This is a genomic window from Aquabacterium sp. (genome assembly GCF_014378415.1).
In the GTDB taxonomy this organism is placed as follows: Bacteria; Pseudomonadota; Gammaproteobacteria; order Burkholderiales; family Burkholderiaceae_C; genus Aquabacterium.
Window position 1 is genome coordinate 1 of sequence record NZ_JACMNS010000199.1, and the last position, 19,760, is coordinate 19,760.

General features: G+C 65.1%; 15 protein-coding genes and 1 pseudogene. 11 read left to right on the top strand and 5 right to left on the bottom strand.

From position 1 onward, the window contains the following. The 5 genes from H7225_RS17000 to H7225_RS17020 form a co-directional block, all read left to right on the top strand. On the top strand, positions 1-973 hold a 973-nt coding region (locus H7225_RS17000), incomplete at its 5' end, for an extracellular solute-binding protein (RefSeq protein ID WP_290663979.1). Further along, positions 970-1,995 carry an ABC transporter ATP-binding protein gene (locus tag H7225_RS17005; RefSeq protein WP_290663981.1) on the top strand — a complete coding sequence of 342 codons (1,026 nt, stop codon included), beginning with the start codon at positions 970-972 and terminating at the stop codon, positions 1,993-1,995. The genes H7225_RS17000 and H7225_RS17005, both read left to right, overlap by 4 nt. 8 nt (positions 1,996-2,003) lie before the next feature. After that, on the top strand, positions 2,004-2,873 hold the full coding sequence (locus H7225_RS17010; protein ID WP_290663983.1) for an ABC transporter permease subunit: 870 nt from the start codon (positions 2,004-2,006) through the stop codon (positions 2,871-2,873). After that, positions 2,870-3,712, top strand: a complete 843-nt coding sequence (locus H7225_RS17015; protein ID WP_290663985.1) for an ABC transporter permease subunit — start codon at positions 2,870-2,872, stop codon at positions 3,710-3,712. The genes H7225_RS17010 and H7225_RS17015 overlap by 4 nt, the downstream gene beginning before the upstream one ends. Positions 3,713-3,758: 46 nt before the next feature. Further along, a complete protein-coding gene (locus tag H7225_RS17020) occupies positions 3,759-5,222 on the top strand; it encodes a DUF3138 family protein (protein WP_290663987.1) in 1,464 nt (487 codons plus the stop codon). Positions 5,223-5,232: 10 nt separating this feature from the next. Here the strand turns inward: H7225_RS17020 and H7225_RS17025 are convergent, their stop codons facing one another. Then, positions 5,233-5,850 (bottom strand): ParA family protein, encoded by a 618-nt coding sequence (locus H7225_RS17025; protein WP_290663989.1) that lies wholly within the window; start codon positions 5,848-5,850, stop codon positions 5,233-5,235. Between the two features lie 91 nt (positions 5,851-5,941). Here H7225_RS17025 and H7225_RS17030 point away from each other — a divergent pair, with 91 nt between their 5' ends. From H7225_RS17030 to H7225_RS17055, 6 genes are all read left to right on the top strand, one after another. After that, entirely contained in the window at positions 5,942-7,456 is a 1,515-nt protein-coding gene (locus H7225_RS17030) for an aldehyde dehydrogenase (RefSeq protein ID WP_290663991.1), read from the top strand. A gap of 382 nt (positions 7,457-7,838) precedes the next feature. Beyond that, positions 7,839-8,501 (top strand): response regulator transcription factor, encoded by a 663-nt coding sequence (locus H7225_RS17035; protein WP_290663993.1) that lies wholly within the window; start codon positions 7,839-7,841, stop codon positions 8,499-8,501. An 11-nt stretch (positions 8,502-8,512) separates the two neighbouring features. Continuing rightward, positions 8,513-10,657 carry a TonB-dependent receptor gene (locus H7225_RS17040; protein ID WP_290663995.1) on the top strand — a complete coding sequence of 715 codons (2,145 nt, stop codon included), beginning with the start codon at positions 8,513-8,515 and terminating at the stop codon, positions 10,655-10,657. Between the two features lie 15 nt (positions 10,658-10,672). Next, a complete protein-coding gene (locus H7225_RS17045) occupies positions 10,673-11,635 on the top strand; it encodes a hypothetical protein (protein WP_290663997.1) in 963 nt (320 codons plus the stop codon). After that, on the top strand, positions 11,632-13,107 hold the full coding sequence (locus tag H7225_RS17050) for an ATP-binding protein (RefSeq protein ID WP_290663999.1): 1,476 nt from the start codon (positions 11,632-11,634) through the stop codon (positions 13,105-13,107). Before H7225_RS17045 ends, H7225_RS17050 begins: the two co-directional genes overlap by 4 nt. Positions 13,108-13,184: 77 nt before the next feature. After that, on the top strand, positions 13,185-15,608 hold the full coding sequence (locus tag H7225_RS17055) for a DUF349 domain-containing protein (RefSeq protein WP_290664001.1): 2,424 nt from the start codon (positions 13,185-13,187) through the stop codon (positions 15,606-15,608). On the opposite strand, the gene H7225_RS17060 is transcribed toward H7225_RS17055, so the two are convergent. The 4 genes and pseudogenes from H7225_RS17060 to H7225_RS17070 form a co-directional block, all read right to left on the bottom strand. After that, entirely contained in the window at positions 15,571-18,039 is a 2,469-nt protein-coding gene (locus H7225_RS17060; RefSeq protein WP_290664003.1) for an EAL domain-containing protein, read from the bottom strand. The genes H7225_RS17055 and H7225_RS17060 overlap by 38 nt on opposite strands. 130 nt (positions 18,040-18,169) lie before the next feature. Next, positions 18,170-18,709 carry an ATP-binding protein gene (locus H7225_RS17065; protein ID WP_290664005.1) on the bottom strand — a complete coding sequence of 180 codons (540 nt, stop codon included), beginning with the start codon at positions 18,707-18,709 and terminating at the stop codon, positions 18,170-18,172. Beyond that, positions 18,621-18,920 carry a histidine kinase dimerization/phospho-acceptor domain-containing protein gene (locus tag H7225_RS18365; protein ID WP_366481709.1) on the bottom strand — a complete coding sequence of 100 codons (300 nt, stop codon included), beginning with the start codon at positions 18,918-18,920 and terminating at the stop codon, positions 18,621-18,623. Before H7225_RS18365 ends, H7225_RS17065 begins: the two co-directional genes overlap by 89 nt. After that, a pseudogene (locus H7225_RS17070) lies at positions 18,848-19,760 on the bottom strand (hypothetical protein); the annotation flags it as partial. The gene H7225_RS18365 and the pseudogene H7225_RS17070, both read right to left, overlap by 73 nt.

Genomic DNA, 19,760 nt, shown 5'->3' on the forward strand with positions numbered 1-19,760 from the left:
CAACTTCGAGAAGGAGTTCGGCATCAAGGTGCGCTACGACAACTTCGACAGCAACGAAGTGGTGCACGCCAAGCTGGTGGCCGGCAAGACGGGCTATGACGTGGTCATGCCCTCGTCCTACTGGGCCAAGATGCAGGCCGATGGCGGCTTGCTGCAAAAGCTCGACAAATCCAAGCTGCCCAACCTGAAGAACCTCGACCCGGCTTTTCAGGCGCAACTGGCCAAGCTCGACCCGGGCAACCAGTACATGGCCAACTGGCTGTGGGGCTTCACCACGGTGGGCATCAACGTCGACAAGGTCAAGGCTGCTTTGGGCGGCATGCCCCTGCCTGACAACGCCTGGGACCTGGTCTTCAAGCCCGAGTACATCAGCAAACTCAAAAGCTGCGGCGTGTCGATTCTTGATGCCGCCAGCGAGGTCATCCCCGCCTCGCTGCACTACATGGGCAAGCCCGCCTACAGCAAGAACATCGCCGACTACCAGGCCGTGGCCCCCATGCTCAAGGCCATCCGTCCTTACGTGACCTTGTTCAGCTCGTCGGGCTACATCAATGACATGGCCAATGGCTCGATCTGCCTGGCGCTGGGCTGGTCGGGTGACATGAACATCGCCCGGGCCCGCGCCATCGAAGGCAAGACCGGCCAGAACATCCAGACCCTGATCCCCAAGACAGGCGGCGTGGTGTTCATGGATACCATGGTGATCCCGGTCGATGCACCGCACCCCGACAACGCGCACAAGTTCATCAACTACATCATGCGGCCCGAGGTGCACGCGGGGCTGACCAACAAGGTGTTTTACGCCAACCCCAACCTGGCCTCGCGCAAGCTGCTCAAGCCCGAGGTGGCCAATGATCCGGCGGTGTTCCCCTCCGAGTCGGACATGAAGAAGATGGCCATGCCCGAGGCCGTCAACAACGATCTGCGCCGCCAGATGACACGCATCTACACCTCCTTCAAGACGGGCCTGTGACTGCGTTCTTAAGCATTCAAGAGGTCGTCAAGGACTTTGGCGCCAGCGCGGGTGGCGCGGCGTTCAGGGCGGTTGATCATGTCAGCCTGGAGATCAAGCAGGGCGAAATATTTGCCTTGCTCGGCTCCAGTGGCTGCGGCAAGTCCACGCTGCTGCGCATGCTGGCGGGCTTCGAGACGCCGACCTCGGGCCGCATCCATTTGAAGGGGCAAGACCTGGTCAAGCTGCCGCCGCACGAGCGGCCGCTGAACATGATGTTCCAGTCCTACGCGCTGTTCCCGCACCTGAGCGTGTGGGGCAACATCGCCTTTGGCCTCAAGCGCGAAAGCCTGCCCAAGGCGCAAATTGCCGACCGCGTCGAGGCCATGCTCAAGCTGGTGCAACTGGGCCAGTTCGCGCAGCGCAAGCCGCACCAGTTGTCGGGGGGGCAACAGCAGCGAGTGGCTTTGGCCCGCAGCCTGGCGCGTCAGCCTTCCTTGCTGTTGCTCGATGAGCCCTTGGGCGCACTCGATAAAAAGCTGCGCGAAGAAACCCAGATCGAGCTGGTGCACATCCTCAAATCTGTGGGCGTGACTTGTGTGATGGTGACCCACGACCAGGAAGAGGCCATGACCATGGCCAGCCGCATCGCCGTGATGAGCGAAGGCCGCATCCTGCAAGTGGGCGAACCGCGTGAGGTCTACGAGAACCCCGCCACCCGCTTCGTGGCCGACTTCATTGGCAACGTCAATGTGATGGACGGGGTCGATGGCGTGGCGGTGGCCGTGCGCCCTGAAAAAATCCGCTTGGCGCGCCAGTTGCCGCAAGCGCAAGCACTGGTGCCCCTCAAGCAGGTGCAAGGCCGCGTGCGCGACATCGCCTACTTCGGCAGCTACACGGTCTACCACTTGCAACTGCCCAGCGGCCAAACCCTGAAGGTGAGCCAGAGCAACACCGAGCGCCACCCTGACGACACCTTGGCGCAGGACGACTTGGCATGGGCCTGGTGGTTGCCTTGCGCCCAAGTGGTGCTGACCTGCTAGGCCGCACCATGAAAGCGCTTGACCGCACCATCATCGGCATCCCGCTCGCGTGGTTGCTGCTGTTCTTCATGCTGCCGTTTTTGATCGTGCTGAAGATCAGCGTGTCGGACATGGACATGGCCGGCCAACTGGGTGGCTTCAAGCTGTCCAACTACGCCTTCCTGGCGCAGGACGCGCTGTACGTCAAAACCTACCTGGCCAGCCTGAAGTACGCCGCCATCACCACGGGCGTGTGCCTGTTGCTGGGCTATCCCTTTGCCTACTTCTTGGCGCGTGCGGACAAGAGTGTGCAACCCGCCTTGCTGCTGATGGTGCTGCTGCCGTTCTGGACCTCATTTTTGCTGCGCGTGTACGCGTGGAAAGGCCTGTTGGCCGAGGGTGGCTGGGTGGCCGTGCTGCTCAATGCTTTGCACGTGGACCAAGTGTTGATGGCCTTCGGGGTGACCGCTGGGCCGGGCCAATACCTGAACTCGGCCTTCTCACTGGTGCTGGGCCTGGTCTACGCCTACTTGCCTTTCATGATCCTGCCCCTGTACGCCAACCTGTCCAAGCAGGATGGCCGATGGTTGGAGGCCGCGCACGATCTGGGGGCCTCGCCTTGGGTGGCCTTCTGGACGGTGACCGTGCCGCTGTCGCGTGCGGGCATCCTGGCCGGTTCGATGTTGGTGTTCATCCCTTGCGTGGGCGAATACGTGGTGCCTGAGCTGTTGGGCGGCCCGCAAACCCTGATGATCGGCCGCGTGCTGTGGGACGAGTTCTTCGCCAACAACGACTGGCCCATGGCTTCCAGCTTGGCGGTGGTGATGGTGCTGCTGATCCTCGTGCCGCTGGCCCTGTTCAGCAAGGCCAAGGCCGATTCGCAAGTGGCCCGCGCATGAGCGGCATCAACAAGCGCCACACCTGGTTGTCGCGAGGCTGGCTGGCCGCCGTCTTCGCCTTCCTGTACTTGCCCATCGTGGCGCTGGTCACCTACTCCTTCAATGATTCGCCCTTGCCCACGGTGTGGGGTGGTGCCACCTTGAAGTGGTTTGTCGAGCTGACGCACGACCGCGAGATCCTGGAAGGCCTGTGGCTGTCCTTGCGCATCGCCTTCATGAGCGCCACGGCCGCCGTGGTGCTGGGCACCTTGGCCGCCGTGGCCCTGGTGCGCTACAAGCGCTTCCTGGGCCGCACCTTGATGGTTGGCATGGTCAACGCGCCCTTGGTGATGCCGCAGGTCATCGTGGGCTTGTCGCTGCTGTTGATGCTGGTGTCGATCCAGCGCTGGCTGGGCGTGCCCGAGCGGGGCATGGGCACCATCTGGGCCGGCCACCTGTTGGTGGGCATGGCCTACGCCACCGTGGTGATCCAGGCGCGCCTGCAGGGCTTGAACCCGCAGCTGGAAGAAGCCGCGCTGGACCTGGGCGCGCGGCCTGCGCAAGTCTTCTACCTGGTGACCCTGCCCATGATCTCGCAAGCCCTGCTGTCGGCTTGGTTGCTCACCTTCACCTTGTCGCTGGACGACGTGGTGCTGGCGGCCTTCCTGTCCGGGCCGGGTTCCACGACCCTGCCCCTGGTGATTTTTTCGCGCGCCAAGCTGGGGGTCGATCCCAGCGTGAACGCCGTGGCCACCGTGGTGATCGCCGTGGTGTCGCTGGCCGTGGTCGGGGGCAGTTATGCCCTGGCCCGCACCGAGCGCCGCCGCGCCCGCGAGCTGGCGCAAGCGGCCCGGTCCTGAATTTGGATTTCAACGAATACACCCATCTTTCAAGGAGGTTTTGCCCATGATCCGCCCCACACGCCTGGCCCTGCTGCCCGTCGCCCTGGCCGTTTGCCTGGCCTTTCCCACCCTGGCCCGCGCCGGGGTCAACGAAGACATCCTCAATGAGTTGAAAGCGCTCAAATCGCGCATGGCCGAGCTGGAAAAGAAGCTGGAAGCGCAAGACGCCAAGATCACGGAGATCCCGCAAGGCATGACGGTAGAGCAGCAGCAAGACTTCAACCGCATCACGGTCAAGACCGAGGCCATGGAAGACGCGCGCGACGCACTGGGTCTGAAGAACCTGAAGATCAGCGGCTACATGGACCCGACCTTCATCTACAACCAGCGCCAGGACCGGGCGGGGTTTCAGTTTCTGAACCGGGTGGACACGGGCAATGGGGGCGATGGCTACAACTACGACAACTCCTACTTTGGCGCCGCCGTCATCGACTTCACCAAGGAGACCGATGGTGGCTCGCGCTGGCGCCTGACCCTGGCGCCCAACCGAGGCGTGGGCTCGGTGTTCGACACCAACTCGCCCATTCAAGAGGCCTCGGTGTCCATCCCCCTGACCGACTTGCAGACGCGCCTGATCGCGGGGCAGATCCCGGACTGGTCGGGCTATGAGTATTTGCAGCCCACGCTGAACAAGCTGATCACGCACAACCTGCTGTTCGACTTCACCTTGCCCACGGCCTACACCGGCGCGGGCCTGGAATTGACGAGTGGCAAGTGGCTGACCAAGGTGATGCTGGCCAATGTGAACGCCAGCAAGCGGTCGGCGGGTGAGACCGCGCCTGCGGTGGCTTACCGGGTGGATTACGCCAAGGGCGAGTTCCAGGGTTTTGGCTTTGCGGGTGTGCATGGCAAGGCCATGAACTTCAGGGCGGATGAGGTGGCCATCGACAATGGGGGCGCTCCCGCATTCAATCCCGACGGCTCACCGGCGTACGTCCATCCTGAGGACCAGGGCCGGGACACCCGCATCGATCTGTTCGAGTTCGATGCCTATTTTATCCGGGGCGATTGGACCGTGCAAGGGCAGTGGAGCATCGGCCGGCAGGACAAAGCCGCCATCACTTCGGATGCCAACATCAACCTGCGCCCGGCCCAGTGGTGGGGCCTGTCAGCCCTGGCGGCCTACAAGTTCCAGCCGCGCCTGGAAGGCACCGTGCGCGCCGACTTCATCAACAACCGCAAGAACGGTGGCGGCTTGCTGGGCTACACCGGCAACGATGAGCGCAATGGATTGGGCGTGGCAGACACCAACCGCGATGGCCTGATCGACGCCCTGGACGACACCGAACACGGCGTCAACCGCAGCGCCCTGACCGTCGGCCTGAGCTACCTCTACAACCTGAACACCACCTTCAAGTTCGAGTACCGACTGGACCACGCCAGCGGCCCCGTGTTCCTGGACGTCAAGAACGGCAGCTACAAGAAGGACAACCAGCTGATCGGCGCGTCCGTCCTGGTCAGCTTCTAAGCCCGGGGCCTCAGCCCTTCAACCAGGCTGTCAACGGCGCCCACTGCGCGAGGTCTTTCTCGACCTTGGTGGGCGCCACGTCGAACAGCGTCAGGCCATGCGCGGCCAGGTGGGCGTAGTTCTGCGTGTCGCGCAGCAGTGTCAGCACCGGCACGTCCAGCGTGGCCAGAAACTCCTGCAGGTGTTCCGTGGCCTTGGTGTGCTCCTTGATGCGGTTGCCCACCACGGCCAGCTGCACCTTGTCGGAGCGGCGCCCCTTGTGCAGCTTGGCGATGAACTCACGCGTGGGGTAGATGTCGAACACGCTGGCCTGCAGCGGGATGATCACCTTGTCGGCGATCTTCATCACCGCGTCGAGCTGCTTGCCGTGCAGGCCCGCCGGCGTGTCCAGCACCACGTGCGTGACGCCCTTGGGCGGCTTGGCCAAAAACTGCTCGTCCACCTCCCAGGGCTGGATGGCGGCCAGGCTGGCGGGGCGCAGTTGCAGCCACAGCTTTGACGACTGCTGCCGGTCGATGTCGCCCAGCATCACGCTGTGACCTAGCTGGGCCAGGTGGCCCGCGATGTTGGTGGACAGGGTGGACTTGCCCACGCCACCCTTGGGGTTGGCGACAACGATCACTGGCATTGCGCTGCCTTTTTCTGGAGTTGGCGATGGGGGCGATTGTGGCCTGAATGTGGGCTAGAGTGGGGGCCACGTTGATACCGGAGGCTGCGCCATGACACCATCCAACACCGACCTGTCCACGGCCTCATCATGGCATCGGCGTGCCATGGACATCAAACTGGATGGGCGGGCCCTGGTCAACGGGCAGCGCGTGGACGCGGTCACCGGCGAGACCTTCGAGTGCCGATCACCCATCGACGGCCGCTTGCTGGCCCAGGTCAGCCGGGGCCAGGCCGTGGACATCGATCTGGCGGTGGCCGCCGCGCGGCGCAGCTTTGACAGCGGCGTGTGGTCGCGCCAGGCTCCGGCGGTGCGCAAGCGCGTGCTGCAACGTTTTGCCGAACTCATCCTGCAGCACAAAGACGAACTGGCCTTGCTCGAAACCCTGGACATGGGCAAGCCCATCCAGTCCAGCCTGGACGCTGATGTGCCCGGTGCGGCGCGCTGCATCGCCTGGTACGCCGAAGCCATCGACAAGGTCTATGACGAGATCGCGCCCACGCCGGCCAATTCGCTGGCCCTGATCCAACGAGAGCCGGTGGGCGTGGTGGGCGCCATCGTGCCCTGGAACTACCCCATGCTGATGTCGGCCTGGAAGCTCGGGCCGGCCCTGGCCACGGGTAACAGCATCGTGCTCAAGCCCTCTGAAAAATCCCCGCTGACGGCCATGCGCCTGGCCGAACTGGCGTTGCAGGCCGGTTTGCCTGAAGGCGTGTTCAACGTGGTGCCGGGTCATGGGGATGAGGCCGGCGAGGCGCTGGCCCTGCACATGGACGTGGACGCCCTGGGCTTCACGGGTTCGACCCGCGTGGGCCGCAAGATGCTGGCGTATTCAGGCCGCAGCAACCTCAAGCGCGTGTTCAACGAGCTGGGTGGCAAGTCGGCCTTCATCGTGTTCGATGACTTTGACGACCTAGACCGGGCGGCGCAAACCGTGGCCGGGGCGGTGTTCTACAACCAGGGCGAGTCGTGCAACGCGCCCACGCGCTTGCTGGTGCACGAGTCCATCGCCGACGTGCTGGTGGCAGCCGTGACCGGCCAGACCACGCGCTTTCAGCCCGGCGATCCCTTGTCGCCCAGCACGAACATGGGGGCCTTGGTCGACGAAGCCCAGATGGAGTCGGTGCTGGGCTACATCGCCTCGGGGCAGCAACAGGGGGCCAACTGCGTGATTGGTGGGCACCGCGTTCGCCAGGAATCGGGGGGTTACTACGTCGAGCCCACCATTTTTGACCACGTGCGCAACGACATGAAGATCGCGCAGGATGAGATCTTTGGCCCGGTGCTGAGCGTGATCCGCTTCAAGGACGAGGCCGAGGCCGTGGCCCTGGCCAATGATTCAAGCTATGGCCTGCAGGCCAGCGTGTGGACCCAGCACCTTGACCGCGCCCACCGCGTGGCGCGCCACCTGCGCGCAGGCACGGTGCACGTCAACCAGTATGACGAAGATGACATGACGGTGCCGTTTGGGGGCGTCAAGCAGTCGGGCAATGGGCGCGACAAGTCGCTGCACGCGCTGGACAAGTACACCGATTTGAAGACGACCTGGATCCGGCTGGAGCGCTGATCCGCCAAAAGCGGGTGGAACACCGAATCGACCCGGACATTCTTGAGCGATGCCTTGGCGGGTTGCTGGTGTTCCACCCCTGATGAATGCCACCGACCAGCGCGGAGGCATTTTTTCCCTGAGCAGTTGCCACAAAAATGCAGTTTATCTACCATTAAGTAGCAACTGGCGCATGCTAAGCGCGCAACTCGTGCATTGTCAATGCTGGCCGCGCAGGCCACCCCTCATTCAGGGGAGGGGTTCTGCCATCGCTCAAGTTAAGCAGGCGCCGTTCTGGCGCCCCGATAGAATCCTGGCGACACCCAAACCGGTGCAGTGCGACCATCGAGCAGTTTCATGGTACGCAGGTGGCAATGATGCCAATCAGCCCTGAAAACCGACCATGACCATTCAAGCAGCCGCCATGACCCCCATCAGCGTGATGATTGCCGACGACCACCCGCTGATCGTGGAGGGCCTGACCAGCGTGCTGGCTCGCCACGGCTTGAGGGTGCTGGGATCGGCCAGCCAGGCGGCGGCGGTGGCGGACACCTTCGCGGCCTTGCAGCCCGATGTGCTGGTGCTGGACCTGCGTTTTGGCGATGGCGGCATTGGCGGGCTGGATGTGTTGCAAGAACTGCAAGCCCGGCAGGCGTCCGCCAAGGTCGTGATCTACACCCAGTTCGACCAGGACGAGGTCATCCGCGAGGCGTACAAGCGCGGCGCCAAGGCCTTCGTCACCAAGAACACCGACCCCACCGAGTTGGCCGACACCATCGTCAAGGTGCACCAAGGTGAAACCGTGTTCATGCCCAGCATCGCCACGCGCCTGGCCTTGATGAGCGTGCGGGGCGATGAGTCGCCGCTGGCCAAGCTGCAGCCTCGCGAGGCCGAGGTGTTCAAGCTCATGGCGCAAGGCCTCACCAACGTGGAGATCGCCGAGCGCATGAACCTCTCGCCCAAAACCATCAGCACGACCAGCCAGTCGATCAAAGACCACCTGGGCATCCACCGCCCCGCCGACATCACCTTGTTGGCGGTGCGGTGCGGCCTCATCGAGCCCTGAGTTGCCGCTTCATGACTCCCAAGCAGTACCTTGTTCAGATGGCTTCGGCCATCTTTGTTTTTGGCGGCGCGGCGCACGCCCAGGCCCAGGGCATCGACAGTGCCATTGACCTGAGCGATGTCAGCTACCCGGTGGTGATCACGCCCACCCGCTTGCGCCAGTCGCTGGCCGATGTGCCTGCCAGCGTCACCGTCATCACGGCGGACACCCTGCGGCGTTACGGCATCACCCGGATCGAGGAAGCCTTGCGCCTGGTGCCCGGCATGGCGGTGTCGCAGGCCACGGGCAACGATTTCCGGGTCAACTTCCACGGCACCAAATCCATCAGCCCGCGCCGCCTGAACGTGCTGATCGATGGGGTGTCGGCCTACATGTCGGCGTTCTCGCAAGTGCAGTGGAGCCTGTTGCCGGTGGTGCTGGACGATGTCGAGCGGATCGAGGTGATCCGGGGCCCGGACTCGTCCGCCTACGGCCCCAACTCGATGATGGCGGTGGTCAACATCCTGACCAAGCACCCCAAGGACGTCGAGCGCGGCCTGGTGTCCATGACGACGGGATCGCATGGCATGTTGGATGGCACCGTTCGCCTGGCCACCACGGTGGGGTCGACCAGCGTGCGGGCCACGGTCAGTTCGCAGCATGACCACGGCTACGACCGCAGCTCGACCATTGCCGCCGGCCATGACAGCACCAGCATCCACCGCCTCAACCTGCGCGCCCAGCAGGAGATGAGTGACGGCTCCTCGCTGGACATGCAGGTCGCCCATGTGGGCGGCAAGGCCGAAGAAGGCATGGGCGACCCCTTCCAGGCCACCCCGCCGGATCGGCTGATCAACAGCACCTTGTTCAGTGGACGCTGGACCAAGTCGCTGTCATCGGTTCACGAGGTCCAGGTCAACGTTTCGCACGTCGCCAGTTCGGCCCGGCAGCGTTGGACCTCCTGCTGGCCTCAAGCCGCTTATTGGCCCGAGGTGGCCGAGCTGTTCCAGTCCAATCCCGACTACGTCAAAGGCCTGTTCCAGGGCCAGTTGCTGCCCCCGGGCGCATCGGCTCGCGACAATCAACTGGTCGGCCTGATCCTGGCCCGGGTTGCCAGACTGGGCGGCTTCGCGGCCGCGGCCACCAGCACCTGCGGGCGGGCTAACCAGGATGGTTCAGAGTCGCGCAGCCAAATCGAATTGCAGGACACCTTGGTTGTGTCCGACCAACTGCGCTTTGTGGCGGGGCTGGGCTTGCGTTACCAGCGGTCCAGCAGTGAAACCTTTTTTGGCGGGGCGGTCAGCAACCATGTGCAGTGGTTGTTCGGGCACGCCGAGTACCGCCCGCTGGACTGGTTGACGGCGAACGTGGGCGGCTATGGCGAATCGAACTCCTTGAGCGGCAGCACCTTCTCGCCCAGGTTGGCCATCAACGCGCGCTTGTCGGATCAGCAGACCGTGCGCGCCGTGGTGTCCAAGGGCACGCGCACGCCCGACCTCTTTGAAGAGCGTGCCAACTGGAGCTACACCCTGCGGGACTTGAGCATCCCGATTGACGGCTCCAACACGGGGCGCTTGTTCACCGCCGTCAAGGCCCACTCGGGCCTGTCCAGCGAGCAGATCTGGTCGCGTGAACTGGGCTACTTGCTCATGCTTCGGCGCATTGGCCTGACCCTGGATGCGAGGCTCTTCGACGACCACCTGAGCCACCTGATTTCTGAGCGTTTGAGCACGATCGATTTCACGCCCGACAACACCGGATCAGTTCGTTTGACCGGCGCCGAGCTGCAGCTCAATTGGGACCTGTCGGAGCGTTGGTCCACGTGGGCCAGCTATGGCTATTTGCTGAACCGCCAGGCCAGCTCAATTGAAGAGACGACGCAGTACGCGCGGCACAGCGGTGCACTGGGTGTGAGCCTGGCGCTGTCGCCAGCGTGGCGGGTGTCGGCGGCGCACTATGCGGCCAGCGGCGATGGCGTTCACGAGGTGCGGTATGCGCGCACCGACCTGACGCTGGCGCATTCATTCTGGCTGGGGGCGCAACCCGGCGCGGTGTCGCTGACCTTGCGCTACCTGGACACCCCGTCGGTGAACACCTACCAGGATGTCACGCGCTACTTCACTTCCTCCTACGATCAGCAGCTCAGCATCCACGGCCAAGTCCGTGTGGCGTTTTAGCCCGGTGATGGCCCTGTGAAGCACGACACCCATCGCCGTCATTCGCTGCGCCTGCTGGCAGGCTTTGGGGCGGGGCATTGGCTGGTCGGGCCGGTGGCCCATGCGGCCGTGAAGGGCGCGGGCGCGGGCGCAGGCGCACCGCGCGAGTTGCGCATCATCACCAACCCCGAGGCCGCGTCGGGACGGCAGATCCTGCAGGTCTTGAAGCATCGCTATCCGGCCCTGGTGGCCGATGCCGACCCCTTGGCCTTCGATGCGCGAAAAAACCCGGCCATGACCGTGTCCATTGGGCCCGTGGCCTTGCGGCGAACCCTGGAGGCCGGCCTCAAAAGCCCGCTGGTGTCCGTGCTCACGTCCAGTCAGGCCTACCGGCAACTGGTGGCGCAAGATGTTGGGCGCGACCGCAGCACGGTCACCGCGATCTACGCGGAGGCCTCGCCGCTGGCGCAGCTCCAGTTGATCGCGGCGATCTTCGAGAGTCGCATCACGGTGGCCGTGCTCTTGTCCGACGCGTCGGCCTACCTGGAGCGGCCACTGCGGCAAGCGGCGGCCAGCGTGGGCCTGGAGCTGTTGGTAGAGCGCCTGGCGCCTTCGGACGATGTGGCCCGTGCGCTCACCCGCTTGCGTGGCGCGCAGGTGCTGCTGGCCGTGCCGGACAGCACGCTCTACACCCCCGACACACTGCGGGTGCTGCTGGAATCGACCTACCGCCGTGGTGTGCCGGTGGTGGGCTTTTCTTCGGCCACGGTGGTGGCCGGAACCCTGGCCACGGCCTACTGCGCGGTGGACGATGTGGTCGCTGACCTGGTCGAGTTGATCGAAGGCGCTGGCGTGCCGGGTTCAGGGCCGATGCCGGAGCCGCGCTTTCCGCAGTACTGGCGCGTCATCGTCAACGAGAGCGTGGCCCGCTCTTTGGGCGTGCCCATGAGTGACCGGGTGCGACAGCTTGGCAACCAGCCGCCAGGGCGTGCCCGATGACGCGCCCGTTTCTGCGCACGAAGGGCATCGCCACCAGGCTGTTGGTCATCGCGGTGCTGCCGGCCAGCGTCATGTTCCTGACGGTGACGGCCACGCTGTACACCCTGGCCCAGCAGGATGTGCGCCGCGACGTGGCCACGCGTGGGCAACTCGTCGCCACCGCTTTGGCACAGAGCAGCCAGTACGGGCTGGTGTCGGGCAACACGGCTTACTTGCGCACCACCCTGCGGCACATGATCGAGGCCGATCCGGGCATCGCGTGCATCGACATCACTGACGCGGCGGCGCGGCCAGTGGTGTCGGATTGCCAGTCCGTCAAGCCCACCGAGGTCGAGACTTTCGAGGTGCCGATTCGCATTGAATTGCTGCCCGAGGTTGACCAGTTCGAGCCCATCCCCGTGCCCTCCAGGGCGGGGCCTTTGCGCGCGGTGGGCACGGTGCGCGTCACCATGTCACCCGCGCCGATCTTCGAGTCCAAGCGCCGGGCGCTGCTGGTGGCCTTTGCCTTTGTGCTGGCCGCCGCGGTGCTGAGTTGCCTGATCGGACTTCGCTTGGCCCAGCGGCTGCGGCGCACCCTGGGCTCGGTGATGGCGGCCTTGCGCGACATCCGCCAGGGCCGCTTTGACGTGAAGCTGACCACCGACCACGAAGGCGAGTTGGGCGAGCTGCAAAGGACGATTGTGCAAATGGCCGGCACCCTGAATGCCTCGCGCCATGAGCTGGAACAGCGGGTTGCCAAGCGCACGCAGCAGTTGCAGGAGGCGGTGGACCTGGCCCGCCAGGCCGATGCAGGCAAGCGCCGCCTGATCGTGCACAGCAATGCCGCGGTCGAAGAAGAGCGCCGGCGCATCGCCATGGACATCCACGACCACCTGGGCGCGGCCTTGATCTCGGTGCGGCTGGAGGCCAGTGCCTTGGTGGCGCGGGCGCGGTTTCGGGGCGACGCGGAGATGGAGGGCGAGGCCGCCCGGATCGCGGCCACCGCGCAGTCGATTTACGCCACCACGCGCGACATCGTCAAGCGCCTGCGCCCGGAGGTCATCGACACGCTGGGCTTGGCCGGCGCCGTGGAAGAGTTGGTGCGCCATGCCGACCAAGTCCACCCAGTGGCGCGCTTTACTTTCCAGGCCGAACCCGGCTTGCCCCATGTGCGGGGCGAGTTGGCCATGCCGGCCTATCGCGTGGCGCAGGAAGCGCTCAACAACATCGTCAAGCATTCGGACGCCACGCTGACCTCGGTGACCCTGAGCGCGCAGCCCGAGGCGGGGCACCTGCGCATGGTGATCCAGGACAATGGCCGGGGGTTTGACACCGAGTCACCGCACAGCACCGGCATCGGTCTGATCGGCATGCGCGAACGCGTGGCGGCCGCCGGGGGCGAGTTGCTCATCTCATCAAAGCCAGGGCAGGGCACCACCGTGTGCGTGACCTTGCCCTTGCCCTTGCCCGCCCGGACATCGACCGACCGCTGAAATACCCTGCGCCCCGCCCACCGGCGCGCAAAACGCTGGCACCATCGGCCTTTTGCCCGACCGAGACGCGCCACACCATGTTGAGCTGGATATTCAGGAAGAAAAAAGCAAGCCCGCCCGTGATCGCGGCCCGGCCTGCTGCCAGTGCCCAAGCCACTTCGGCGGCCAGGCAGGCGGCCGCCAATGTGGCCTCGGTGTGGTCGGGGCGCCTTGACCGCGCTTTGGGGGATGACGCGGCCCTGCTGGCCCTGGCCAAAGAGGCCCCGACGGCCGACCTGAAGCTGGCCGCCGTGCAGGCCCTGTCCACCGAGGCGGGGTTGAAATCAGCCGAGCGCGAGTTTCGCACCCACGACCGCCGGGTGCACCAGTTGGCCAGGCAGCGCCATGCCCATGCCAAGGCCAAGCGCGAGGTGGCCGAGCGCGCCACCGCCTTGATCAGCGCCGCCGCCGTACTGCTGGACGTGCCGGTGATCCCGGTCAACCGCCTGGTCGAGTTTGACCGGGGCTGGCAGGCGCTTGACGCCAGCTTGCTGTCGGCCGCCCACCAGGCGGAGTACGCGGCGTTGTCGGGGCAACTGTCGGCCGCGATGCAAGCGCACGGCGACCAGCAGGCGGCAGCCTTGGCGGCTGCGGCCGAGGCTGCAGCAGCAGCGGCTGCGCTGGCTCAAACGCAAGCGCTTGAGGCCCACGAATTGGCCCAGGAGGCATTGACGCGCCTGGCCGATTCGCCGTCCGCCGAGCCTGAGAACGCGCCTGAGTACCCGCCTGAGTACCCGATCACACCGCCATCGCGGCAGGCCCCCAAGGTTCCCACGGCCGAGCACAGCGCGGCGATCGAAGTCACTTTGTTGCAAGCCGAAGCGGCCTTGCTTGAAGGCCTGTTGAAGCAGGTGCAGCAGCACTTGATGCAGCTGGACCGGATGTCTGGCCATGGCATGGACACCGCCCACCGCGCTCGCCTTAACGCTGTGCAGGCCGAGGCTGGCCGCATGAAAGGCTGGCAGCAATGGAGTGGTGGGCTGGCCCGAGACGACTTGGTCCTGGAAGCCGAAGCCTTGGCCAAAGCCACTGCGGCGGCGGCGGCTGCCGAGGCGGCCACCGAGGCGGACGAGCCCAAGCTTCCCGCCCGTGCGCAGGCCGAAGCCATTGACGATTTGCGCCAACGCTGGAAAGAGCTCGACCGCCTGGCGGCCGCCACCAGCCAGCCGCTGTGGGAGCGCTTTGACGCGGCCCTTCAAACCGCCTACCTCCCGGTGGCCGCGCACCTGGCGCAGTTGGAGGCCGATCGGCAAGCCAACCTGGCATGGCGCGGGGGCTTGTTGGACACCCTGGACGCCACGCCCTTGGCGTGCGGCACCGATGCCGATGCCGCGTTCTCGCCCTGGAAAGACCTGGTCCGCGCGCTGGACCAGTTCCACCAGGCCTGGCGCAAGCTCGGCCCTGTTGAGCACACCGTGCCGCGCAAGGCGCACAAGGCTTTGCAGGCGCGCCTGACCACCAGCGTGGCCCGCCTGGAAGCCCCGCTTCAAGCCGCCCGCCGCGTGGCGCAGGCCGAGCGCGAAGCCCTGGTCTCGCGGGCCAAGGCGCTCACGGCGGAGGGCCGCCTGCACCCGGCCGAGCAGTTGTCGCAGGTGCGCGAGTTGCAAGCCGAGTGGCAAGCTCATGCGCGCGCCTTGCCCTTGGCGCGCCCGATTGAGGCTGCGCTCTGGGACCAGTTCAAGGCCGCGACCGATGCCGTCTTTGCCCAACGTGACGCCGCCTTCAGTGCCCGCGACGACGCCTTGCAGGCGAACCTGGCCGAGCGCTTGAGCGTGATCGAGCGCCTGGAGGCCATCACGCCCGACAGCCCGGCAGCGGATGTCAACCAGGCCTTGCGGCAGCTTGACGCGGCCTGGCGCCAAGCGGGTGAAGCGCCCAGGGCGCAAGCCGCCGCGCTGGAGTCGAGGTTCCGGGCGGCACGCGCTGGTGCGCAAGCCATCGTGGCCGACAGCGCTCAGCGCGTGTGGCAGGCCACCTGCGACACCTTGCACGCCAAGCTCATGCTGTGCGAAGCCCTGGAGTCTGACGAGGCCCTGGCTGAGGCGCCTGCCGACCTGGGCGATCGCTGGGCGGCCTTGCCGGTTTTGCCACCCTTGTGGGAGCAAGCCCTGGCACAGCGCCAAGCCCGCATCGCGACAGGGGATGGCGCGCCATCAAGGGCAGACTTGTGGGCAGACGAGCGCACGGTGGACGAGGCCTTGTTGCAACTTGAAGCCGCGCTGGACCTGCCTTCGCCGCCCGAGCATCAGGCCAGCCGACGTGATCTCAAACTGCGGGCCTTGAAAGCCGCGCTGGAAGGTGGCGTGCGCCTTGCCGGCGAAGCGCCCGGCGTTGATCAAATGACGGCCCAGGTGATCGGGTTCTCTCGCCTCAATGCCCCGCAACGCCTGCGGCTGCACAGCCTGATCGTGGGGCTGCGGACCGTCAACCCGCCGGTTTCCAGTTCGCCATCAGTGCGTTGAAGTCGTCCACCGGCAGCGGCTTGCTGTACAAAAAGCCCTGTGCCAGCTCACAACCCAGGGCCTTGAGTTCATCGCGCTGGGCGCCGGTTTCCACGCCTTCGGCCACCAGGGTCATGCGCAGGCCACGGGCCAGGCTGATGATGGCCTGCACCAGGGCGGCGCTGTCCGAGTTGGTGGTCAGCTCGCGGATGAAGGAGCGGTCGATCTTGAGCACGTTGACCGGAAAGCGCGCCAGGTAGCTCAGCGATGAATAACCGGTGCCAAAGTCGTCGATGGCGATCGAGATGCCCAGGTGGTGCAGCCGTTGCAAGGTGGCGCGGATGTCGGTGGGATCGTTGAGCAGCAGGCTCTCGGTGATCTCCAGCTCGATCCATTCGGGCTTGCAGCCGGTGGCCTCCATGGCCGCGTAAACCGTGGCCACCAAGTCGTTGTTGTAGAACTGTTTGGGCGACAGGTTCACCGCGATTTTCAGGGGCTTGACGGCGTGCTCGTTCCACTTGCGGGTGGCCGCAAAGGCGGTGTGCAAGGCCCATTCGCCCATGCCCAGGATCAAACCCGTGTCTTCGGCGATGCTGATGAAATGGTCGGGTGGCACCAGGCCGCGCGTGGGGTGGCGCCAGCGCATCAGGGCTTCGGCGCCCACCATCTCGCCGGTCATCAAGTCCACCTTGGGTTGGTAGAACAATTCCAGCTCGGAGCGCACCACGGCCTTGCGCAAGTCGCTTTCAATCTTCAGGCGTTCGCGGGCGCTGCTGGTCAGCTCGGGCGAGTAGTACTGGAAGTTGTCGCGGCCGCAGCGCTTGGCGTGGTGCATGGCCGCGTCCGCGTGGGCGATCAACTCGGTGGCCGCCACGCCGTCAAAAGGAAAGACGGCGATGCCCGCGCTGGCCGTCACCATGATCTCGGTGTCGGCCAGGTGGATGGGCGCACGGAAGGCGTTCTTGAGGTGGCTCAAGGTCACACCCACGTCCAGCGCCTGGCGGATCTTGGGCACCACGATGGCGAACTCGTCGCCGCCAATGCGCGCCACCGTGTCGTAGCCGCGCAGGTGCTGGCTCAGGCGGTTGGCAATGGCTTTGAGCAAGGCGTCGCCGGTGGGTTGGCCCAGCGAATCGTTGACCTTCTGGAAGTGGTCGATGCCCAGGATCACCAGGCCGAAGGTCAACTGGTGACGAGTCGAATCCGAGATGGCTTGCTGCAAGGCATTGCGCAGCATGGCCCGGTTGGGCAGGTGCGTGAGGGCGTCGTAGTAGGCCAGTTGGTGGGTCTGGCGCTCCAGCGTTTTCAAGGCCGTCAGGTCTTGAGTCACGCCCATCACGCGCACGGGGCGGCCCTTGTCCGTGTACTCGATGCGAACCCAACTGTGCAGTTCATTGAGCGAGCCGTTGGCCCCGGTCAGGCTGTGGTCGTGGCGGAACTCGGTGAGCTGCTGTTCCACGGCGTTGCGGTAGGCCTCGACATTGCTGCTGACCTGTCCGGCGGGAAAGTAGTCCTGCAGGGCGTTGAAGCTCAAGTCCTGGTCTTGGGGCAGGCCCAGCAGGTCGCGGCCAACGCTGCTGATCTGGGCTTGCTTGAGCACCAGGTCCAGGCTCCAGTGGCCGATGCGGGCCATGCGTTGCGCGTCTTCCAGCTGGCCTTGTGCTTCCTTGAGCGCCGAGATGTCGCGGCCAATGGTGAAGGCCCCGATCACCTCGCCTTGGGCATCGCGCGTGGGCACGATGGCCAGGTCGGCGATGCCGCGGATCATGCCGCGCTCATTGAAGTAGTAGTAGGTGTACAGGTGGCGGCGGCGGGTGCCTTCGCTCATGCAGGTGCGCAGCTCGGCTTCCAGGCCGCGCGCCTGTTCGCTGTCGGAGTCATCCGTGGGGCGGCGCCCTAGAAAAGCCTCGGCTGGCACGCCACTCAGGCGCAACATGGCCGGGTTCACGTAGGTGCGGCGGCAGGCCAGGTCGAAGTGCGCGATGGTGTCGGGCGTGGCATCTTCCAGCGCCTTGAGGTTGCCGCCGGCGTGCAGCATGGCCTCGGACTGCTTGTGCTGGGTCAGGTCCTGCACCACGGCGAACAGGCGCGTGGGCTCACCATCGCCCGAGTAGCTGATCTCGCCCTGGTAGTGCAGGTGGCGGGTCTGTCCGCCATGGATCACCGAGCATTCGTATTGGATGTGGGTGCGCCGGTGCGTGAAAGCGCCACGCCACAGTTGCTGGATGTTGTCCTGCTCATGCTCGGGGTGCAGGCGCAACAGCTCCAGGGCCGAGGGGGCCCAGCCGATGGGCTGGCCCATCATTTCGCACAAGCGTGGCGACACGAAGGAAGTCTGTCCCACGAAGTCGAACTCCAGCGAACCGATCTGGGCCATGGACTGCGCCCGGTCCCAGTGGGACTGGTCATCAAGGCTGTTTTTCGCGGAGACGGTCGGCAGGTGCGTTGGCATGAAGGCCCTCAAGTGGATGCCATCGTGTCGATCAATGCACCATTCGCAACGACACCTTGGCCCCACACATATCGGCCCGAGATGTCACTGACTTGAGGGGCGTCTGGTGAAGCGTTAGCAGGGCGCCAGTTCACCCCTGAGCGTTGATGAGGGAATCGGCGTGAGGAAGGGTGAAGTACATCGTCGTGCCCCTGCCCAACTCGCTTTCGGCCCAGATGGTTCCACCGTGAGCTTCGACCACGCCGCGCGCAATGTACAAGCCCAGTCCTGTCCCCTTGGGGTTGGCCTCCCGAACACGCCAATACCGCTCGAAGATGTGCGACAGGTGGTCTTCCGACATGCCCGCGCCGTTGTCCGTCACCGAAAACCTGACCAAACGCCCGCTGGACTGCGAATCCAGTTCTGCGGCGACATCAACGCGACCTCCTTCCGGCGTGAACTTCACTGCATTCACGACGAGGTTCGCGATCACCTGGTAGAGGCGCTTTTGGTCGGCGTGGGCCACCAGGCCTTCAACGGGCGTAAAACAGAGCGCGATTTGCTTGGCTTCTGCAATGGGCGTGAGCAGCGCGTCCGCATCGTCAAACAATGAATCTACAGGACATGGCAAGAGGGTCACGTTGTACCGCCCTTGCTCGATCGTCGCGACGGGCCTGACGTGCGTTGACAAGGGCGCGCACCAGCAAAGTTGCGCCCAGGCTCACCGCAGAAAGAGGGTTTCGCAGGTCGTGCGAGACCACGGCGACCAGCTCATCGCGCGCGGCCACGGCATTCTGTTCGCGGACCACCTGTGCGGCCAAGTCAAGCTCTATGGCCGAACGTCGCAGCTCTTTGGCCGCGTGAAGGTGGTGCGGCATCCACTCCACAGAGTGGTGCTGCACCAAGACCTTCCAGGTCTCGAAAGAGCTTCTCGGGCTAAGCCGAACGGTCGTTTCGTCTGCCCGGTGGTCGGCAGCTTGCTGGGCTCACCGGCCCACACGATGGTCCTTGCCACCTCCGGGCGAAACCAGAGCAACATGTTCAGAGTCGGCTTTGGCAGGACGGCGAATAGCAAACCCGAGGCCAATTCGCAGAACTCCACGGCCGGGGCGTAGACCAGCGGGAGTTCAGCCGTGGCGAAGAGTCCATCCGCACCCGCCTGCTCGGCCGCCCATCGGGCCAGTCCAACGGCCTGGTCCCGGGCAGGGCAGGCGCCCAGCAAGGTCACTTCGTCGCCGCTCACGATCGCAGCGCCCGTGGCCTGCGTCAGCCCAAGCAAATGCGCGGGCATTTCGGTCAAGCTGTCGAGCACCGCATGGGCGGACAGCTTCATGTGGTCGATCAGGGGTTTGAGCAAGGGTTGCGTCTGCTCGACGAGCAACGTTTCCTGAAGGCTTTCAAACGCGGAAATTTGAAGCGACAGCAGTTGCCCGATGGCCAGGCAGGCGGTTCGAATGGCCTGCGGGATGTGCTTTGGCGAGCGGTGCACGCAGCTGATCAAGCCCCACAACTCACCGCCCCTGAGCAGCAAGGAAAACGTCAAGTCGATCGGCCCACCCGACGTGGTGCGTGGGTGCCCCACGATCGGAACGGGGACGTAGTCCACATCCGGGATCATGCGCAGCCAATTTTGCTTGTAGAGTTCGCGCGCCTGCGCCGGGATGTCAGAGGCCGGGAACTGCAAGTGGAGATAAGAAGGCACGTCGCTCGCCTTGGCTTCTGCCAAGACCCGACCGTGCCCA